The sequence below is a fragment of the Paenibacillus sp. FSL H8-0034 genome (genome assembly GCF_038000305.1).
Classification (GTDB): domain Bacteria; phylum Bacillota; class Bacilli; order Paenibacillales; family NBRC-103111; genus Paenibacillus_S.
The window spans coordinates 5,011,273-5,029,535 of record NZ_JBBOBS010000001.1; the positions used below are offsets into that span (position 1 = coordinate 5,011,273).

14 protein-coding genes are annotated in these 18,263 nt (G+C 45.5%); 2 read left to right on the forward strand and 12 right to left on the reverse strand.

The window, feature by feature from the left end:
* Positions 1-4 precede the first annotated feature (4 nt).
* The 5 genes from NST47_RS22620 to NST47_RS22640 form a co-directional block, all read right to left on the reverse strand.
* Positions 5-2,293 carry a hypothetical protein gene (locus tag NST47_RS22620; RefSeq protein WP_341157158.1) on the reverse strand — a complete coding sequence of 763 codons (2,289 nt, stop codon included), beginning with the start codon at positions 2,291-2,293 and terminating at the stop codon, positions 5-7.
* A gap of 89 nt (positions 2,294-2,382) precedes the next feature.
* Complete coding sequence (locus NST47_RS22625; RefSeq protein WP_341157159.1) at positions 2,383-3,558, reverse strand: ABC transporter permease; 1,176 nt, start codon at positions 3,556-3,558, stop codon at positions 2,383-2,385.
* Positions 3,555-4,277: an ABC transporter ATP-binding protein gene (locus NST47_RS22630; RefSeq protein WP_076228657.1), complete on the reverse strand. Its 723-nt coding sequence runs from the start codon at positions 4,275-4,277 to the stop codon at positions 3,555-3,557. Before NST47_RS22630 ends, NST47_RS22625 begins: the two co-directional genes overlap by 4 nt.
* A gap of 28 nt (positions 4,278-4,305) precedes the next feature.
* Positions 4,306-5,994, reverse strand: a complete 1,689-nt coding sequence (locus NST47_RS22635) for an HlyD family efflux transporter periplasmic adaptor subunit (protein WP_341157160.1) — start codon at positions 5,992-5,994, stop codon at positions 4,306-4,308.
* Positions 5,995-6,013: 19 nt separating this feature from the next.
* The gene (locus NST47_RS22640) at positions 6,014-6,874 is read right to left on the reverse strand and encodes an FAD:protein FMN transferase (protein ID WP_341157161.1); all 861 of its coding nucleotides are present in this window, start codon (positions 6,872-6,874) and stop codon (positions 6,014-6,016) included.
* Positions 6,875-7,363: 489 nt separating this feature from the next.
* On the opposite strand from NST47_RS22640, the gene NST47_RS22645 reads away from it, so the two are divergent.
* Together NST47_RS22645 and NST47_RS22650 are read left to right on the forward strand one after the other, a co-directional pair.
* The gene (locus tag NST47_RS22645) at positions 7,364-8,047 is read left to right on the forward strand and encodes a response regulator transcription factor (RefSeq protein ID WP_076228654.1); all 684 of its coding nucleotides are present in this window, start codon (positions 7,364-7,366) and stop codon (positions 8,045-8,047) included.
* Complete coding sequence (locus NST47_RS22650) at positions 8,044-9,504, forward strand: sensor histidine kinase (protein ID WP_341157162.1); 1,461 nt, start codon at positions 8,044-8,046, stop codon at positions 9,502-9,504. Before NST47_RS22645 ends, NST47_RS22650 begins: the two co-directional genes overlap by 4 nt.
* Positions 9,505-9,519: 15 nt before the next feature.
* Here the strand turns inward: NST47_RS22650 and NST47_RS22655 are convergent, their stop codons facing one another.
* The 7 genes from NST47_RS22655 to NST47_RS22685 all read right to left on the reverse strand — a co-directional run bounded on the left by NST47_RS22655 (position 9,520) and on the right by NST47_RS22685 (position 18,144).
* Positions 9,520-11,151: a response regulator transcription factor gene (locus NST47_RS22655; protein WP_341157163.1), complete on the reverse strand. Its 1,632-nt coding sequence runs from the start codon at positions 11,149-11,151 to the stop codon at positions 9,520-9,522.
* Positions 11,126-12,904 (reverse strand): sensor histidine kinase, encoded by a 1,779-nt coding sequence (locus NST47_RS22660; RefSeq protein ID WP_341157164.1) that lies wholly within the window; start codon positions 12,902-12,904, stop codon positions 11,126-11,128. The genes NST47_RS22655 and NST47_RS22660 overlap by 26 nt, the downstream gene beginning before the upstream one ends.
* Before the next feature lie 105 nt (positions 12,905-13,009).
* On the reverse strand, positions 13,010-13,825 hold the full coding sequence (locus tag NST47_RS22665) for a carbohydrate ABC transporter permease (RefSeq protein ID WP_341159732.1): 816 nt from the start codon (positions 13,823-13,825) through the stop codon (positions 13,010-13,012).
* A gap of 7 nt (positions 13,826-13,832) precedes the next feature.
* Entirely contained in the window at positions 13,833-14,708 is an 876-nt protein-coding gene (locus NST47_RS22670) for a carbohydrate ABC transporter permease (protein ID WP_262688813.1), read from the reverse strand.
* A 79-nt stretch (positions 14,709-14,787) separates the two neighbouring features.
* Complete coding sequence (locus NST47_RS22675; RefSeq protein WP_341157165.1) at positions 14,788-16,122, reverse strand: ABC transporter substrate-binding protein; 1,335 nt, start codon at positions 16,120-16,122, stop codon at positions 14,788-14,790.
* A gap of 246 nt (positions 16,123-16,368) precedes the next feature.
* Complete coding sequence (locus NST47_RS22680; RefSeq protein ID WP_341159733.1) at positions 16,369-17,652, reverse strand: MFS transporter; 1,284 nt, start codon at positions 17,650-17,652, stop codon at positions 16,369-16,371.
* Positions 17,653-17,748: 96 nt separating this feature from the next.
* Positions 17,749-18,144: a hypothetical protein gene (locus NST47_RS22685; protein WP_076228649.1), complete on the reverse strand. Its 396-nt coding sequence runs from the start codon at positions 18,142-18,144 to the stop codon at positions 17,749-17,751.
* Positions 18,145-18,263: the final 119 nt, after the last annotated feature.

Genomic DNA, 18,263 nt, shown 5'->3' on the forward strand with positions numbered 1-18,263 from the left:
TATGTTATTGTTTAAAGGTAGCAATCAACCGTTTGGCGACTCCAGTTGGAGTAGTGATGTCCTCATAGATGTGCAGAGTCAACGGATAATCGAGCTGCTCGGACTTGATATCGGTAAAGGTGATCGTCTGTGTTCCGTTGATCAATTTACCTGTACCCTGCAGCTGCTGAGTCGTACTTCCCAAGACTCGATCCCTGCCGTCTACAAGCTCGAATTCCATTTGAGCGAATGTATTATCGACAATAACCTCTGCAGCCTTTTGGATATCAAGACTCAGTTTAAGCTTATACGTATAAGCATTGGAGCTGAACACGGATGACAAGTTCCACTCTTCAATATTTACTGTGTACGGGTAGAATGATAGCTTCTTACTCACTGCGGTAGGATCATCCTCACCTGCTTGATTGACTGCCACCTTGTAATCGGCGATAGGCAGCTTTAATTTCAATGAATTGGAGCTGTCCAGAATACTCAATTTAAAGGTTCCTTGTGCCGATGGCGGCAGCATGTACGAATAACTGTATACATAAGCTGAATCCGGAATCAACTGCGTGAGAGACGTCGTTTGACGTGTTCCCGGAAAGATAGTTCCCGAGCTATCTGTTAAAGTCGTATCAAATGTTGGCAAGGCCAGCGTGTCATTGCTTTTGTTCAAAAATTTAAATTTGGCAATGACGGTCTGATAACCATTGTCAGCGTTGGTATGTCCATTCAGCTCCACCATGGAAACTTCCAGATTATTATCAATGATATGGCTGCCAGTAGAGAAAATGAACGGCTGTCCCAACTCATACTGTGGAATGGAGTTCAGATTGGAAGCAGCAGCAAGCCCTTCTTGCAAACTAACTATCGCTATTGGTACCGAACTTGTAATCGACGAAGTGCTATTCGATTGAGAAGCCGACGACGAGTTAGATGAAGAATTACTGTTTGTTGTCGTGTTCGTGGCGGCCTCGGTTGTTGTTGAATTTGATGTCGACGAGTTAGTCGTCGAGGCTCCGGTTGAACCTGATGTGTTCGTATTGGTTGAATTCGATGCAGATGAGTTGTTGGATGCGGAAGCAGTTCCCGTTCCTGAAACCTTGCCGGTATCAGATACCAGGAATTGAAGCTTATCTGCTGCTATCCCTTCCGGCAATACAACTGCGAATCGGTAAATACCGGATTCTCCAGGCGCAATATATGCCTCTGGCGAGACAACGGTCTCTGCACTCACAGATAGCGCTGCATCACTGGAGATTAAAGTCCCTAATAATGAAGGTGTCTGCAAGGTGCTCTTGCTATCGTTGTGAATAACAGCCGTAACTAATGCACCTTTTTTAGTGGAGATCAACTGCTCCTCCGCTTTTTGCAGTTCCAATGTAACACCTGTCCGACCTTGAATAAGATATGGAGTGCGGTCACCCATTTTCACTAATTGAAATATGGAAGACAACGCTAGCTTGCCAAATGATTTAATACCGGTATTATCCAGCGAAAGCTCCAATGACATTTTATCGGTAACCGGTACAGAATCCGTTGTGGCAGTTAACAATACATGCTTGGTTTGACCTGCATTAATGCTGCTGCCGTCGATAGCATTCGATGCTAGTACCATGGTTCTGCCTTGACCATCACGAAGCAAATATTTTAATCCTGAGGGCAGTGTAATGGTCTCTGAGCCTGTCGGAGTTACAGCTGCGTCTATCAGTACAGTCCATTTCCCGTCCTGAGGTACGGTAATCGCCTTGATCGCCTCGATGGATACATACGAGCTTGTGGTCAACGAGGTGTCTACCTCAGCCAGATTCAGCAGCAGTTGCTGAGCCTGCTCACCTATCGAATCTGCATTCGCTACAGAAAGGGAGCCTACATCCTGTGTGCTGGAACCGCTGCGCTGAAATACGGTAACCTTTAAATCACTTGTTTGGAGTGACCCGGGAATCGTTGCTACATAATAGTAGCCTACCGCAGTATGCGGTGAAACCAGGGCATCAGCCGCTTGACTCATTTGTGCATAATAGCTGCCACCTGCGGTTGAGGTCACTTTAATGCCATACTGATTAAAATCAACTACTGTGTCGCCATCATTGTTAAGCTTGACATTGAATCGCATCATCTGTGAATCAGCACCTTTGGAAATCGAAACCTCCTCAAGCGTAAAATAAACCGAATTGTTAATAAACACGCCTTCTTTACCGGCATAAGTAATCACAGTAGACCATGAGTAGAATATCAAACAAAGTATCGATACGATAAGAACCGCAATGCGTCCCTTATGTAACAGCTTCCCATCAGGTAATTGAACAACCATGTTGTAATTCCTCCTTAGAGTTTGCGTAGCAAACTTATCTTCGTAAGCATCAACTGAGTTTGCGTAGCAAACTTTCTTCTTTGAATATATTAATCGGTACGTAAAGCGTCAATCGGCCGAAGCTTGGAAGCTTTGTTCGCTGGATACAAGCCGAAAATAACACCGACCAGAACCGAGAACAAAAATGCATACAAGCTGATATCAAAAGAAACAACCGTCAGCTGCTTAGGATTAAAATAAGGCAATAGCTTAGCTAGAGCAACACCTAAGGCAAGTCCGATTATTCCACCCAATCCACTGATTACGACAGCCTCAAACAGAAATTGCAGCAAAATGTTGCGACGCTTGGCACCAATTGATTTACGGATACCTATTTCTCTCGTACGCTCACTCACCGTAACCAGCATAATGTTCATAATCCCTATGCCCCCAACCAAGAGGGAGATACAAGCAACACTGACCAGCTGGCTTGTTAACGTGTTCGAGGCTTCTGTACTTGCTGATAATAGCTGGTCTTGATTCGTAAACCGAAAACCGTTGGCATTTTTAAACTTATAAGTCAGAAATGAAGTCAAGGTCGCCTGTGCTTTGGTAATATCGTCCTTCGTAGTCGCTTCAACATATGTCGTCCGAATAGCACCAAGGTTCAGCTGACGTTGCGCTGTAGTCAGTGGAACGATCGCAGAGGTGTCTGCAGAAGCCCCGCCAATCGTGGAGCCCTTCGCATTCAGCACACCTACGACTGTAAATTGAAAGCCGTTGATATTAATCTGTTTATCCAACGGATCGACATTTCCAAATAGCTCCTTGGCAACTGTAGTGCCGAGAACAGCTACATTCGTTCGCAGATCCAGATCCGATTCCGTGATAAAACGTCCTTCTTTAAGTGAAGCCTTCAAAATGGTCATGTACCTTTCATTGGAACCCATGACCGTATAAGAGTCTTGCGTTGTGTTGTATTTGATATTGATATTGGAAGTAACGGTTGGGGCCATCGCGCTGATTTCGGGAAATTGTTCAAAGGTCATGATTTCCTGATAATCCAGCTGTGTGGCGCGACCTGTATTCAATAAATTCACGACCAGCAGGTTCGTACCCATATTTTCGTACTGCTTGGCAATCTGAGCAGATGTTCCTTGCCCGATCGCTACCAGTGTCACCACAGAGCTGACACCTATAATAACACCCAGCATCGTAAGCAATGTTCGCATCCAGCTGGCACTCACGGTTTTGAGCGCCATCCGCAGCAATTCCGTAATTCTCATAGTGTTGCCTCCAGCGCCTTCACTTGTCGCAACTCAGGCTCGTTCTCCATATCACTGACAATTAATCCATCTCTTATGGTGACAATGCGCTTGGCATTTTCGGCAATATGCAGGTCATGGGTAATCAATACAATCGTGTTACCCATTTCATTTAAATGCAGCATCAGTTCCAGTACCTCTTGCCCGGTCTTGGAATCCAGAGCTCCGGTCGGCTCATCCGCCAGCAGCAAGGAAGGACCAATGGCCAAGGCACGGGCAACGGCTACCCGCTGCTGCTGCCCACCCGATAATTCGCTTGGACGGTGATGGGAGCGCTGTGCCATACCGAGCAGTTCCAGTGTTTGCATCCCTTTTTCCCTACGTTCTTTTTTGGAGATACCGGCGTAAATCATCGGCAGCTCCACATTTTCAATAGCTGTCAGCCGCGGCAGCAGGTTAAATTGCTGAAAGATAAATCCGATTTTACGGTTCCGCAAACCTGCCAATTCATCGTCCTTCATCTTTTCAGTGGCAATTCCATCGAGATTGTACGATCCGGAGGTAGGCACATCCAGCAAACCGATCATATTCATTAAGGTCGATTTACCTGAGCCGCTGGGACCAACAATTGCCACAAATTCGCCAATACCGACGGAAAGTGAAATATCTTTTAAAATGTGAAGCTCTTCAATTCCACGAAAATAGGTTTTTCTAATTTGCGTGAGTTCGATCATTTTCATTGGTTATCACCGTCCCTTCGAACTATAATCATCGGCCGCCTCCGCCAGCTGGGAATCCTCCCCCTGGGAAACCGCCACCAGCACCGCCGCCGGCAGCTCCTCCGGTGTTTCCGTTTCTTATGCCCTGCTGATACTGATTTCTCAGAGCGTCGGTTTCTGTTTGAGAAAGCTTCCGTTGTGGAGCCGCTGTCTGATTAACAAGCACATCTCCAGCAGCCAAACCATCCGTAATTTCAATGAGCGTGGAGCTGTTTGCACCGATTTTCACCTCATGCTCGGCCTCAATCGTTCCATCTGTCTTTTTCAAAGAAACTGTCTTTTTACCGTTGCGTGTTTTCACGTTCTCTATAGGTACAACAAGCACATCTTTCTTGTCTTCTACGAGAATATCAGCCGTCGCGGTCATCGTGTACTTAAGCTCTGAAGCATTGTTCAATGTCACAACAGCTGTATAAAAGGTTACGCCATTCGTAACCGTACCTACAGTGGATACCTGTGTTACCTCGCCAGTGAAGACTTTGCCTGCGATGGCATCCACCTTAACCTCTGCCTTCTGGCCTACCTTGATTTTGGGAAGATCCAGCTCATCCACCTTGACTGGAAGCTGCAGTGTATTCAGATTGGCTACTGCACCCAGCTGTACATTGCTGGCGATCGTGGTTCCAACCGGATAGGATGCCAGCACGTTTTTCTTCTGATCGACAAAATCGGTGGAGAATACACCGTCAAAAGGGGCATAAACCTTCAGCTTTTCCAGCTGATCCTCCAAATCCTTAATGCTTTTCAGGGATTGTGTAATTTGATTTTGTTTATTGGTAATATCCCTTTGCAAGGTATCACTCACAATCGTACTAATCAAATCCCCTTTATTAACCATTTGGTTTTCTTTGATTACCATTTGATCGATGTTACCCGAAACGCCAGCCATCACGTTCACCGAGGTTTTATATTGCAGCGCGGCCTGTACTTTGGATTCCAGCTTCAACCCGTCGACAGTAATGGCACCTTTTACATTTTGTCCGGCATCCATGGTCCCATCATTGTCCACGCGAATGTTCACATCAATTAGATGATTCCCTTTGGCATCCGACTTCACGGATTGGGATACGGACGTTACAACGCCTGACTTGGTCAGCATATAGCCATCTATGGTCAACTGGATCAAATCACCCGCTTTAATTTGCGCAGCTTCCTCCTGAAGAAATGGGAGAGCCGCTGTTAACGTATCGATACTGGCAATCGTGGCAATCTTGGTCGTTTTGGATACGCCGGCTCCCTCGCTGATCGTTGTCGCCAAAATTAATTTGCCGCTTGCGGGTGCATAGGTTTTCAAAGCTCCTGCCTGCGTCTGTAAGTCCTGCATGTCCGACTCATATCCACTTAATGTAAGTCTTGCTGAATCCAGCTTTTCATCCAGACTCGAATCGGATACCTCCAGCAGCAAATCGCCTTTTTTCACGGTTTGATTTCTGGTCAGGTTGAGGGTTTTGATCATGCCTTCCTTGGGAGGAACAATTGTCTGCTGGTCCTGCGGCTCCAGCTGAGCCGTACCGGAAATCGCTGTCCGCACATTTCCTTTTTTCACCGTGTAGGTTGTTTGCTGCACAGCAACCTGCTTCGTTCCAAGCAGCGTATCCTTTTTTAAATAGGCGTATGTACCGCCACCGCATACCAATAATGCCGCCAATGTGATAATAATCACTTTTTTCTTGTTCATGAAGCTGCCTCCCTAACTGCTAATGATAATAATCAACATTAATTTCATTCCATTTGGAACCAAGTGAAGCTTTATCCCCATAATAATGAAGCTTGCTGTGCTCATCGATCGATAATACTTCACAATAGGCGGCTTGCTGAGCTATCAGTGACAATCCTTTTTCCGAACCGAGCTTCGCTATAGCCTGTGCCCAGATTCCACATTCAACCGGGTCCATTCCGGTAACCGTACACTGGTTCCAGCATATGGCTTCCGGGTCCTGCGTCGAATAGGTGGCGATGGCTCCTTCGGAGAGGGAAACTGTTGCAATCAGCCCCTTTGTTTGTCCGGGTTTATTAATCCCGATTACCCAAGGATCAAAGGTGTCAACAGGTCGACCCCATACCTTGTAGGACTCACCAACACGAAGCAGACCCTGCTTGAGCTTCATCCGGTGCTGAAACATATCGGCTAATCGCAGTAAAATCCAGTTCTGAACAATGCCTTGCAGTTCCAGAGTCGTTTCTTCCGGAAGGCGTACCGATTTGGAATCCGAATCGAGAGAAAGCTGAAGATGTGAATTCGATGACGAACTCACCAACGGGTTGTACGTATTATGGGTCGCTTTCCGGTACGTTTCAGTGAGAGCCAAAATCTCCATCATTTGATCCGAAACCTTGCAGCGTTCCCCAGACAGCGTATTTAAATGGTTTAATTCACTATGAGGATAGTCTCGGCAAAATCGCAATTCAGTGTCCCTGAACCATTCCACCGCTAGTCTTTCAATAACTGCGATTTCCTGTGATTCGGCCCAAATCATAATGTCTACATTCGTATTCAAAGCATGAAAATGAAACCGATGAAACATTTCGGAAAAGCGATTTGATGTGCTGGCAATCATAAACCTTCACCTTCTTCCCTCTGCTGAGTCTTGCTGATATGTTCATTATGAAGGGCATACCTGAAATGAACTTGATTATTGACTGAAAAATTGCTGAAGAGATTTAGGCTATTAACTAACCAAGCATTCAGCAAACATTCAGCTGGCATTCAGAAAACTCCAATAACCCGACCAATTAAGGTCAGGGTCGTCTGTTCCTTTCGTTAAATACGGATATCGCTTGATGTGTTGTCGCTGCTCGCTGAATTTGATGCTGAAGAGCTTTGCGAAACAGAATATATGTTCATATTTCCCCGGTTTTTTAAGAAAATCTTTCCCTTGTCACTCAGTTTACTCTTCTTAAAGCCTAGTAACCTGAATGCTACCTGAAATCTACCTGAAAAATTGCTGAAGATTACATTTTCAACGTATTTTCAGTTATCTTTCAGTGGCATTTCAGTTGAGAAACAGATACTATTACGATAACACTTGCTTGAGGGGGATTAACACATGCAGCCACTTAAAGGTATCAAAATATTGCTTGTCGATGATGAGCCGAATATCCTGCAGTTTCTGGAATTAGGGTTACAAAATGAAGGCTTTGAAGTAAGGTGCGCCCAGGATGGGATCGCGGCCATTAATATAATTAAGCAGTTTCAACCGCACGTTGCTATACTTGATGTCATGATGCCGGGTATGGACGGCTTTGAAGTGTGCCGGATGCTCAAAAAGACCGAAAATGTAGCCGTTATTATGCTGACAGCCAAAGATGAAGTCGATGATCGGGTCAAGGGTCTTACACTTGGAGCCGACGATTATATGGTCAAGCCTTTCAGCTTCGATGAGCTGTTAGCTCGCATTCACGCGAGAATCCGTAATCAATTCCCCAACTTATTTGGTGAGGTGGTCATCGGTCCATTCCGAATTGATGATCGCCGCAAAGAGATCAGCCTGGAGAACCGGGTATTGGAGCTGTCGCCTACAGAGTATGAGCTGTTAAAATTTTTGGTACTGAATCATGGTCTGGTCCTAAGTAAATCAATGATTTTGGAAAAGGTGTGGAGTTACGATTTCGGAGGCGAGGAAAACATTGTTGAGGTGTATATTCGTTCCTTGAGAGATAAGCTTAACGACAAGGATCGCCAATTGATTCGGACTTTACGGGGATCGGGGTATCGGGTGGATCTTTCATGATTGCAAAGCCTGGATTTAAATGGAAGCATTTTTTTGCCCCAAACTCGTTAAAAATCCAGCTATTGTCCCGCTCCTTGATCATATTGGCCGCTCTGCTCGTTCTGATCGGGGTGCTGCAGTACGTATTTATGAAAGACATTATTTATAAAAATAAAGCGACCAGCGTTCAAAGCCAAATTCTGTCGCTACCCCGCGACGCCTGGCAGCAAACCGGCAGGACGAATGAGGGTGGAAACGCGCGCGCACCTTTTTTCTTTATGCCGGAAACGTCTCTCGCCTATATTGATGCTGCTGGCAATTACACGGCAATGGCCAGCCGTTCAGGAATAGAAAATGGTCCCCGACTGGATACTCAGGAATATCTTGATGCGTTGAAATTCAGGAAAAAGCCTGAACTGAACTACCGGGTTATGTTGGATGAGAACGGAGTCGAGTACCTGGTTGTGCTGCAGCCCGTGTTCACCGGTCCGGGTCAAATGAATGGATTAGTGCAGGTCAGTACGATGACAGGCCCGCTCAAAGAGCTGCTCATTCGCCAAATGCTCACTTTCTTGCTGCTATCAGTGGCGGCCATGGTGTTTGGTTTGCTTGGATATTTACCCTTGCTTCGTAAAACACTCGTGCCATTGTCCAATATGGGCAACACCGTAGAGCAAATCAATGCAGGGAATTTGGATCATCGCTTCCCGATTCATCAAGGACAGCTCGAGGTGGATCAGCTGGCCGAATCGTTCAACGGGATGCTGGAGCGGTTGGAGGCTTCCTTTCAGGCAGAAAAAGAAACCCAGGAGCAAATGCATCGTTTTATTGCAGATGCTTCGCATGAGCTACGTACACCACTGACTTCTATTCATGGTTTTCTGGAGGTGCTCATACGCGGTGCCGCCAACAATCCCGAACAGCTGCATAAAGCTCTCAAAAGCATGCACAGCGAGTCCGCGCGGCTGAATAAATTAGTGAATGACCTGCTGCTCTTGGCTAAGCTCGACCGTACTCCGCAAATTTTACTAAAAGAAGGCTCGTTGGATCTGGTTGTTCGTGAAATGGAGCCTCAGCTTCATATATTGGCAGGAACGCGCAAACTTAGCTTGCGGATTGAACCTCAAATGATCTGTAAATTCGTCACAGACAATATGAAGCAGGTCATTCTCAATTTGTTTCAAAATGCCGTACAACACACAGATTCCGAAACGGGACATATCGAGGTTTCCTTGACCCGCAAGGATCAGGGGGTGCTGCTCTCCGTTAACGACAACGGTCCTGGGATTAGTGAAGCCCACCTGCCTTATGTATTTGATCGTTTTTATCGCAGTGATTCCTCACGTGCACGCCAATACGGAGGTGCGGGCCTGGGTCTATCGATTACCCAATCGATCGTCGAATCCCATCATGGAACGATTCATGTAACCTCGAAGGTCGGCCAAGGGTGTTCGTTTCAGGTATGGATTCCCGCTTAATGCAGTTCAATACATTCATAATTTTCCCGCCGTATGAATATCCCGGTATTCCTGCGGCGTCATGTTATAATGCTTTTTAAATACATGAATAAATGAATGCGCCCGCTGGTAGCCCAGCTTTTCGGCAATTTCATAGATTTTCTCTTGGTTGTTTTTCAACAAATATGCCGCCTTCTCCATACGAAGCTGAAACACATAATCCGTAATATTTTGGTTCGTCTCCAGCTTATATATTTTTGACAAATAAACAGGATGCAGATAAATATGATCGGCAATGGTTTGCAAGGAAACGTCCTCACTTAAATGCTGATCAACAAACTGCTGCACACGCTGAACGATCAATGAGCGTGAATCCTGAACCTCCTTATCCATATCCGCCTTCAGTTGGTCAAGTACACGCAGACTCCAATCACGCAGCATGCCTACCGAACGAAATGGCAATCCCTCCGTCAGCTTATAATAATCCGGACCCATAAGCTCGGCAAGCTGCTTCCCATTTTTGTGAGTAATATAAGAAAAGGCAGCAGACACGGTAAAATACACTTCCAGCACATACTCTTGTGACTGTGACCATTGGTTATTTAATTCTTCGAATACGGCCAGCAGTTTTTCTCTCGCGTCCTTCCAGCGTCCGGCTTCGAGTAACTGCGTTAATGTTGGCAGCTCATACAGCCGCTGCAGGGTTCGATACGGCTCGTCATGGATCTGAGTATCCGCAGCTGTCATAAACAGATTGTGTTCGCTGCCAATCCTTTTGCGAAATAACGACAAGGCTTGATTATACAGGGTCGTCACATCTTCAGGAAATTGACCCCAGTTGCTCACAAGCACGGAAATTTTCCCCTTCAAATACGTTGATACGGCTTTTTGCAGCTCGCTGGATGTACGCTCCAAGTGCTGCTGCACCTCGGTTTGGATACTGCTGGTTTTACATTTCAACATAAACACCAAATAATCATGACTATCTTTACAATGCCATAAATCATAATGCGGCGAAAATAATTCCTCAGCAATATTGCTTACCGCATATTCAAACAAGGAAAGACTATGAGCGTCATAATGCAAAAACTGCTCTTCCATCCGCACCATAATCATAGCAAAAGGACTGTCCTGAAAATCCGGAATACTTAACTCGCGCATTCTCGGCTTCCAAATATCAGCCCCATATCTTCTACCCTGCAGCAGCTCATTCAACAGATTCCCTTTCAGCAAAGGCAAGTTTTCCTTCAAAGTATGCTGAATACGCTGCTGAGAAACAATATCTTCCCATTCGGCTTGAATCTGTTGAAGCACACGCTGAACCGTTTCACGAACCTGTTCCTCGGATACAGGCTTCAATAAATAATCAGCGGTTCCATGATGAATCGCTTCCTGGGCATAGCTAAAATCGGCATAACCGGATAACAAAATACATTTTGTTCGTTTCCATTTTTCCCGCACTATGGCGATTAATTCGAGGCCCGTCATACCCGGCATTTGAATGTCTGTGATCAGGATATCAATCGTCGTTGTTTGAAGCAGGACCAAAGCCTCTTGAACGGAATACGCTCTGTGAACCGTTTCAACTCCGAGCGATTCCCAATCCATCGTTCCCGCCAAACGTTCCACCACATGCATTTCATCATCCACGATTAAGATCTGGTACATCCGGTGATTCCCTCCATGTCACAATTACTTTGAAGCCTTCTTTCTCCGCAGCCATCAGTCTAAGACCCGCCTCTCTGCCGAACTGATACCGGAGCCGATGGTGGATGTTCCATACACCGCAGCCTATTTCATCGGACATGGGCGCATCTAACGTTTTTTGAAGCTCACTCAGCCGTTCTGCAGAAACCCCTTGACCATTATCTTCGACAATAATTCGATGTTCCCCACCATCCGACTCGCCATAGATTCGGATCACACCTTTGCCCACTTTTCGCTCCAGGCCGTGGATAATTGCATTCTCCACTAGCGGCTGCAGCAATAACCGGGGAATTTTCAGCTGCAGCATGGATTCCGGGATTTGCATATTGAAACACAAGCGGTTCATCCGTAAATTCTGGATCGTCAGATAGTTAGTAACGAGCTGCAGCTCTTCGCTGACAGTAACAAGCTGTCTTTCCACCCTTGTGGTATAGCGATAATAATCACCCAGATTATTAGCCATTTCTACTACCGATTGTTTATCCTCCAGCATAGCCATGTTACTAATAAAATAAAGACAATTGTATAAAAAATGAGGATTGATCTGTGCCTGCAGCTGTTTTAAGGTAGCCTCACGAGAACGCAGCTGCTCTGCATGAACAGTCTCTATCAGCTCCTGCATCTGTTCAGTCATCTCGTTGAAACGGCGAATCAGAAAGTCGAACTCATTATGAGTCTGATATTGAATCCGTCCTGAATAATCGCCGCGCTTGATTTGCTGAACGCTTTGCAGCAGCTTGCCGATAGGGATTTGAACATGCCTGTACAACAAATAAGCAGCAGCAATTCCTGCGATCAAGAGCAGCCCCATCGAGACATAGAAAAAGTTCTTACTGGCATTAATAGGCTGTAATGTTTGCTCCAATGGCACATAATCGACCAAATACCAACCTAATGTATTGGATTTCACATAATTAACCAAAAATTTGTCATTCTCCAAATCCAGCAAACGATTACCGGAATCTGATTGGAGCGATTTCATATCCAAATCCTTGATAACCGCTTGAGTCAGCTTGGGATCGACACTGTGATTATGAATAGCAGCGAGTCCGGGCGCATACAGAAAAGGATCTCCTTTGCCACCTGCTTTGAAGTGGTCCAGCATCAAGCGTATGTTTTCCGCATATAAACGCACTTCATACACTACTTGAGCCTGCTGTAAAGTGGTGGCGGACGCAGGCTGTGCAATTTGCCGGACCCATGTATCGCTGCCTGTCTTGCCATTTCCTCTATCATAGGACCAGTTCACCTGGATCGGCTGCTTCATATAAGCTTCATTATAGGTCACAAAAATGTTGGAAGACAAAGCCTGCCGATCCTCAGATAAATAAATACTTAATTCATTCGTCCAATCGCTTGATACACTCTGCAGACCCAGCTTTTCGATTACACGTGATTGCAAACGAAGCCGATCCATGATATCGCTGTCCTTCTTGTCCACATATTGACGGATGAAAGGGTCCTGAGCAACAATGACAGGAAACATCGCTAATTGGTCAACAGCTCCATCTACCTGTGAAATAAAAAACTGCTGACGACTCAGCAGATTTCCCTGTATCTCATCTCGAAGTACCTGAACGCTAACCTGATGCGAATACATGTATACACAAGCTATCGGAATCAGCAGGAGAAAGATGATGAGTACCATTTTACGATACGTATTCCGTTTGGCTGCAGTCATATGATCTCCTTTATCCTGCTGATTATTAACCATACAAAGTATTGTTACCAAGAGCTTGCTTGGAGCATACAGAACAGCAGAAAGGTTCCTCGATTTTCCAAGCATGACTACCCCTTTACCGCTCCAGCAGCCAAACCGCTAACAATATACCGCTCCAGCAGCCAAACCGCTAACAATATACCGCTGCGCCAACAAAGCGATAATCAAAACAGGCAATGTAATGATGCAGGCTGCAGCCATAAGGGCACCCCAGTTAATATCCGAATAGGATAAAAAGTTAAATACGGCAATCGGCAGTGTCTTTGTTTTATCTCCAGCCAGTATAATCGAAAACATAAAGTTGTTCCATGAGAAAATGAACGATAGCAATGAGGACGTTATGATTCCCGCTCCAGAGATCGGTAAAATAATTCTCAGGAACACCTGAGACCGTGTACAACCGTCAATCATCCCCGCTTCTTCAATTTCCAGTGGCAGCCCCTCAAAGAACGAAATCATAATCCAAATAATAAAAGGCAGCCCGACGAGCATATGGCTTAGGATCAACGCCATGTACGTATCAACCAAATGCAGACTCGAGAACAGAATAAACCATGGGATCAGGAATGTAATGCCCGGAATAATTCTTGCCACCAGAATTACCAGTCCCAAACCCTGAAGACGGTATCTGGCAATAGCATAGGCTGCCGGTAAACCAAGCAGCAACGAACCAAGCGTGGACCCTACTGCAACAATAAAGCTGTTCACGATAAAACGCATAAATTCGTACTGCTCGAACACGTTCACATAATTTTTAAAGGTCGGTTTGAAAAACAAAAACTGTCCAGACGACAAGATCTGTGCCTGCGTCTTAAAGGAAGCCAGAAGCATCCAGATAAACGGGAATGAAAACACAGCCATCACGATAATTGTAAGCAAGGTGTATACCCAATTATTAGCGCCTTTCTTTTTCATCATGCATCTACGCCTCCAGCCTTTTACGAATCCAGATCATCATGAGTGTAAGGCCCATAACCAAAGCGAAAAACATCACAAGCAGTGAAGAAGCCATCCCCAGCTTAAAATACTGGAAGCCAAGCACATAGCCATATACATTCAATGTTTCTGATGCCAGATTAGGACCGCCTTGTGTGGTCGCATAAATAATATCGAAAGTTTTAAGCACATCAATCAGGCGCAGCATGACAGCTACGATGATTGTCGGCCGCAGCAAGGGAAGCGTGATGTAAAGGAACTTTTGCCATAGCGTAGCACCGTCGACATCAGCCGCTTCATAAGGGTCGCTTGGCAGTGTGGACAACCCGGCCATCACGATCAACGCGATCATGGGTGTCCATTCCCATACATCTACGATGACTAGCGAAGGAATAACCTGAGAGGGCGAAGCCAGCCACAGCCATGGATCAAGCCCAAGTGATTTAAGCAGCGTATTGGCAATCCCGATCGTAGGCTCGTATATCAACATCCATACCAACCCCATTGCAACAGGTGTCGCAACCATCGGCAGCAGGAACAGCGTTTTCACAATATTTTTACCACGAAAATCCCGATACAATAGCAAGGCTATCGCTATAGCCAGTATCGTTTCAAGGATGAGCGCAGCAAAGGTGAAGTAGAAGGTATTGCCAACAGATTGCCAAAACCGGCTCTCTGAGAGCAAAGCACTATAATTGCTGAGACCAACCCATTTAGGCGGAGTCGTTGCGGACATACTCCACTCATAGAAGCTGATCCTAAGTGTATAGACAATTGGAAACACCATCATAATCAATACAAATAAAACTGCGGGCATCGTATAAATCCATTTAATATTACGATCAAACCAGCTCTCACTCATCTGTGTGGCTTCCTTTCCTGACTGGAATACGGAAAGGGCCAGCATAGCCACCGGCCCCTTCCTTCATGTAATTAATTATTTATTTACCTTTTTCTTTATCGATAATAACCTGCAGCTCTTGATTCGCTTTATCCGCGGCTGCCTTTATGTCACCACCTGTCATACCTTGAAGCACAATACTTCCTACCACGTCACGTGCTTCGCCTACACCGATCACAACCGGACGATCATGATCGACTCCTCCTTTGGACGAATCCTTAATAACTTGAACCATTTCGGCCGGGAAGCCGGATACTCCATCAGGTTTATCCCACACTGACGCACGAGGACCTGGATTACCCAGCTTTTGCGTTTTCAATACGACATCCTTGCCGGTTGCCCATTTCACAAACTCCCAGGAGGCATCTTTATTGGCTGTTTTTGAATTCATTGCAAGGCCCCATGAGGTGATGTTATAAGGCTTCGAGCCTGCTTGACCACCCGGAAAGAGTGCGTAACCCACTTTATCTGCAATGACGGACTTCTCGGGATCCGTTGTATTTTTGTAGAGTGAATTGGCATCTGTGATAAAAGCAACCTTACCTTGTGCGAAAATACCGAGTGCCTGCGGCCAGGACATATTAAGAACACCTGGAGGCGCATAATCTTTTAACAAGGTACTGTAGGTTGTGAAAGCTTTAATGGCTTCGGGTGTATTCAGCGTTGCCTTGTCATCTTTAGTAAAATCGCCACCTTCGGAATATAAGAAGGACGAGACCTGGGTAACCAGCGGAGAGCGCTGACCACGGGCTACGAATCCATACATTTCCGACTTTGGATCATGCAGCTTTTTCACGGCCGCTGTCAGCTCGTCCAAGGTTTTGGGTACGGCAATGTTCGCTTTTTGCAATAGATCTTTGCGATAATAAAGGATTTCCTGCTCAGTGATGATGGGAATACCCGCCAGCTTGCCGTCTACCGTCGTTGATCCTATGGACGATTTCGTAAAGTCTTCAAAGTCGTAGCTGGCATCTTTTTTTACGTATTCATCCAGTGCTTGTACCCATCCATTTTTGTAAAAAAGCTTGCCTTCCTGTAAAGGACGATACATGAACACATCAGGCGTAGCCGAACCGGAAGTAAATTGCACAGTCAGCTTCTGTGTAAGCTGATCTTCGAAAAAGCTTTGGACCTCCACTTTCATCCCTGTTTGAGCTTCAAACTCCGGTAGCAGCGGTTTGATCGCCTCGCCCCATGGATGGTTAGCGGTAACGACCGTAAGCTTCTTGCCCTCGAATGGCTTGGCAGCTGCGGTTTTCCCTGAATCTGCTGCTGGAGCTGGTGCAGGGGTACCATTCCCACAACCGGCTATTATACTCATTGCCATGACAGCAGCCACACTAGCTGGAAGCCATTTTTTCATTTGTTGATTCATCTATTGAACCTCCCTGATATATGTTCGATCGTATGTCCGATCTATACATATAGCGTAACTGATTTAAGACGTCCTCGAAATAACGCAGATTCAACATCGATAACGGGAACACAATCGATTTACACTTCTTGGGCATAAAAAATATCCCCTTGCTGTTCACTCTTTCCTTCATGATCACATGAGGTTTTTTTGGAGTGTCCACTACAAGGGGATCTTATTGTCTATAATTTTCTGAGTGCAAACGAATTATACCTTTCTAAGCACAAAAGACGATGCAAGAGCCACCAGGCTGGCTATAAAACCGTACATGAATAAGGCATGAAACCCGCTGTATACGTCCAAGCCTTTTGTCAAAAAGGCGCCCATTACCGTCACACCGACTGCCGTTCCAATATTACGTGAAAACAACTGCATGGATGTAGAAACTCCTTTTTGATTGGCATCCACCAGCTGCTGGGACCCAATGGTAGCAACTGTGAATATCAAGCCAAAGGCGAGTCCCTGAACGACCATCACCGAGAATATGTACCAGAATCCAGTACCCTGCTTTAATAGAAGCAGCATCACACCCGAACAGATCAGCAGGACGTTGCCAATAATAATCAGCTTCCCGTAGCCCCATTTCACTGTCCATTTACCGCTTGGAACCGCGACGACCATCCACCCAAACGATACCCCAAGCAAGGCCAAGCCGCTAACAAATAAACTATGACCTTCCTCCTGAAGAAATAACGGGACATAGCTGGAAACCCCGAATAATGCAGCACATGCAAGAAACGAATTGATATTCATTCCTGAAATCGAGCGATTAGCCAACAAGCTTAAGGGAACAATGGGTGAAGGATGCTGCCGTTCATACCAATAAAATGCTGCAAGAATGATGACACCAGCAACAGCATAGGCCCATATATAATTTTCAACAACGGTTGTTAGCAGCAGCATACTGACTCCCGCAGCAAACAGGATTGCACCCAGGCTATCCACCTTGGATTTCTTCGGAATGTACACTTCCTTGTACGCTCTAAGCAATAGCAATGAAATCAGACATAAAGGAATATTGATGTAAAAAATCCAGCGCCATGTCGTATATTGAACGAATAATGCCCCAAGCATAGGTGCCAAAATAGCAGATAACGCCCACATGGCTGTGAAAAACGCTTGAATCTTGCCTCTCTTTTCAGGTGGATACAAGTCTCCAGATATAATCGAAGGAAACGGCATCATCACACCCGCGCCGATCCCCTGTACCGCACGATACAGGATTAACTGTAACATTGTATTGGCGAAACCGCACAATAAAGAACCCAATAAGAAAATGATAATACCTACTGCAAATATCGTTTTGCGTCCGTACAAATCGGATATTCGTCCTGCTACTGGAGCGACGACCGTAGATACGACCATGTACGAGGCAAAACTCCATGCATACAGCTCAAACCCGCCCAGCTCCTTGGCAATGATCGGCATTGTTGTGTTAATAATGGTCGTATCCATAGAAGCAACCAGCATAGCAATAACTACGCTGGCCATAACAGGCAGTTTACTTTTGGTAGTGATGCTTGCGGTTGATGCGTGTGTAGCCAATAGTTGATCCTCCCTGCAATTCCTCTTCCAACTTCATCGTATTCAGATTTCAATTCCACTTAAACCCGCATATTTGGAAATCGCTTTAAGCAAATCATTCACAATAGGCAATATAAATTGAGCATTTCCCAATTGAAATATACCGCTGCGATTATGCACATAAGCCTGACTCACATGAAAACGATAATGCGGTATGCCCTGAGACATGGTTATGATTTCACTACCCGACGAACGCCGATTATGAAAAGTGATCTTCTTGCTCTCGGAAGTATCGAACGGAACGATACTTGTAATGTGCGCAAGCTTGAAATAATAGTTAACATGAGGCTTCTGGTAGACCAGCTCTTCGGTGGAAACAGTTATACCAAAATCACTTTTTTTGTGCGAAATTTTCAAATCACCCTGCAAGGACTTAATCTGGATAAAATCGTTATTCATGATAAGTACCTCCTCAATGCCCACAACCGTAGGATGGGATAATTGGTTATGACAAGTATAAATTGTGTTTGCCAAAGAGCATACCACAATCCTTGCTTGTACGCTACAGAACTGCACCA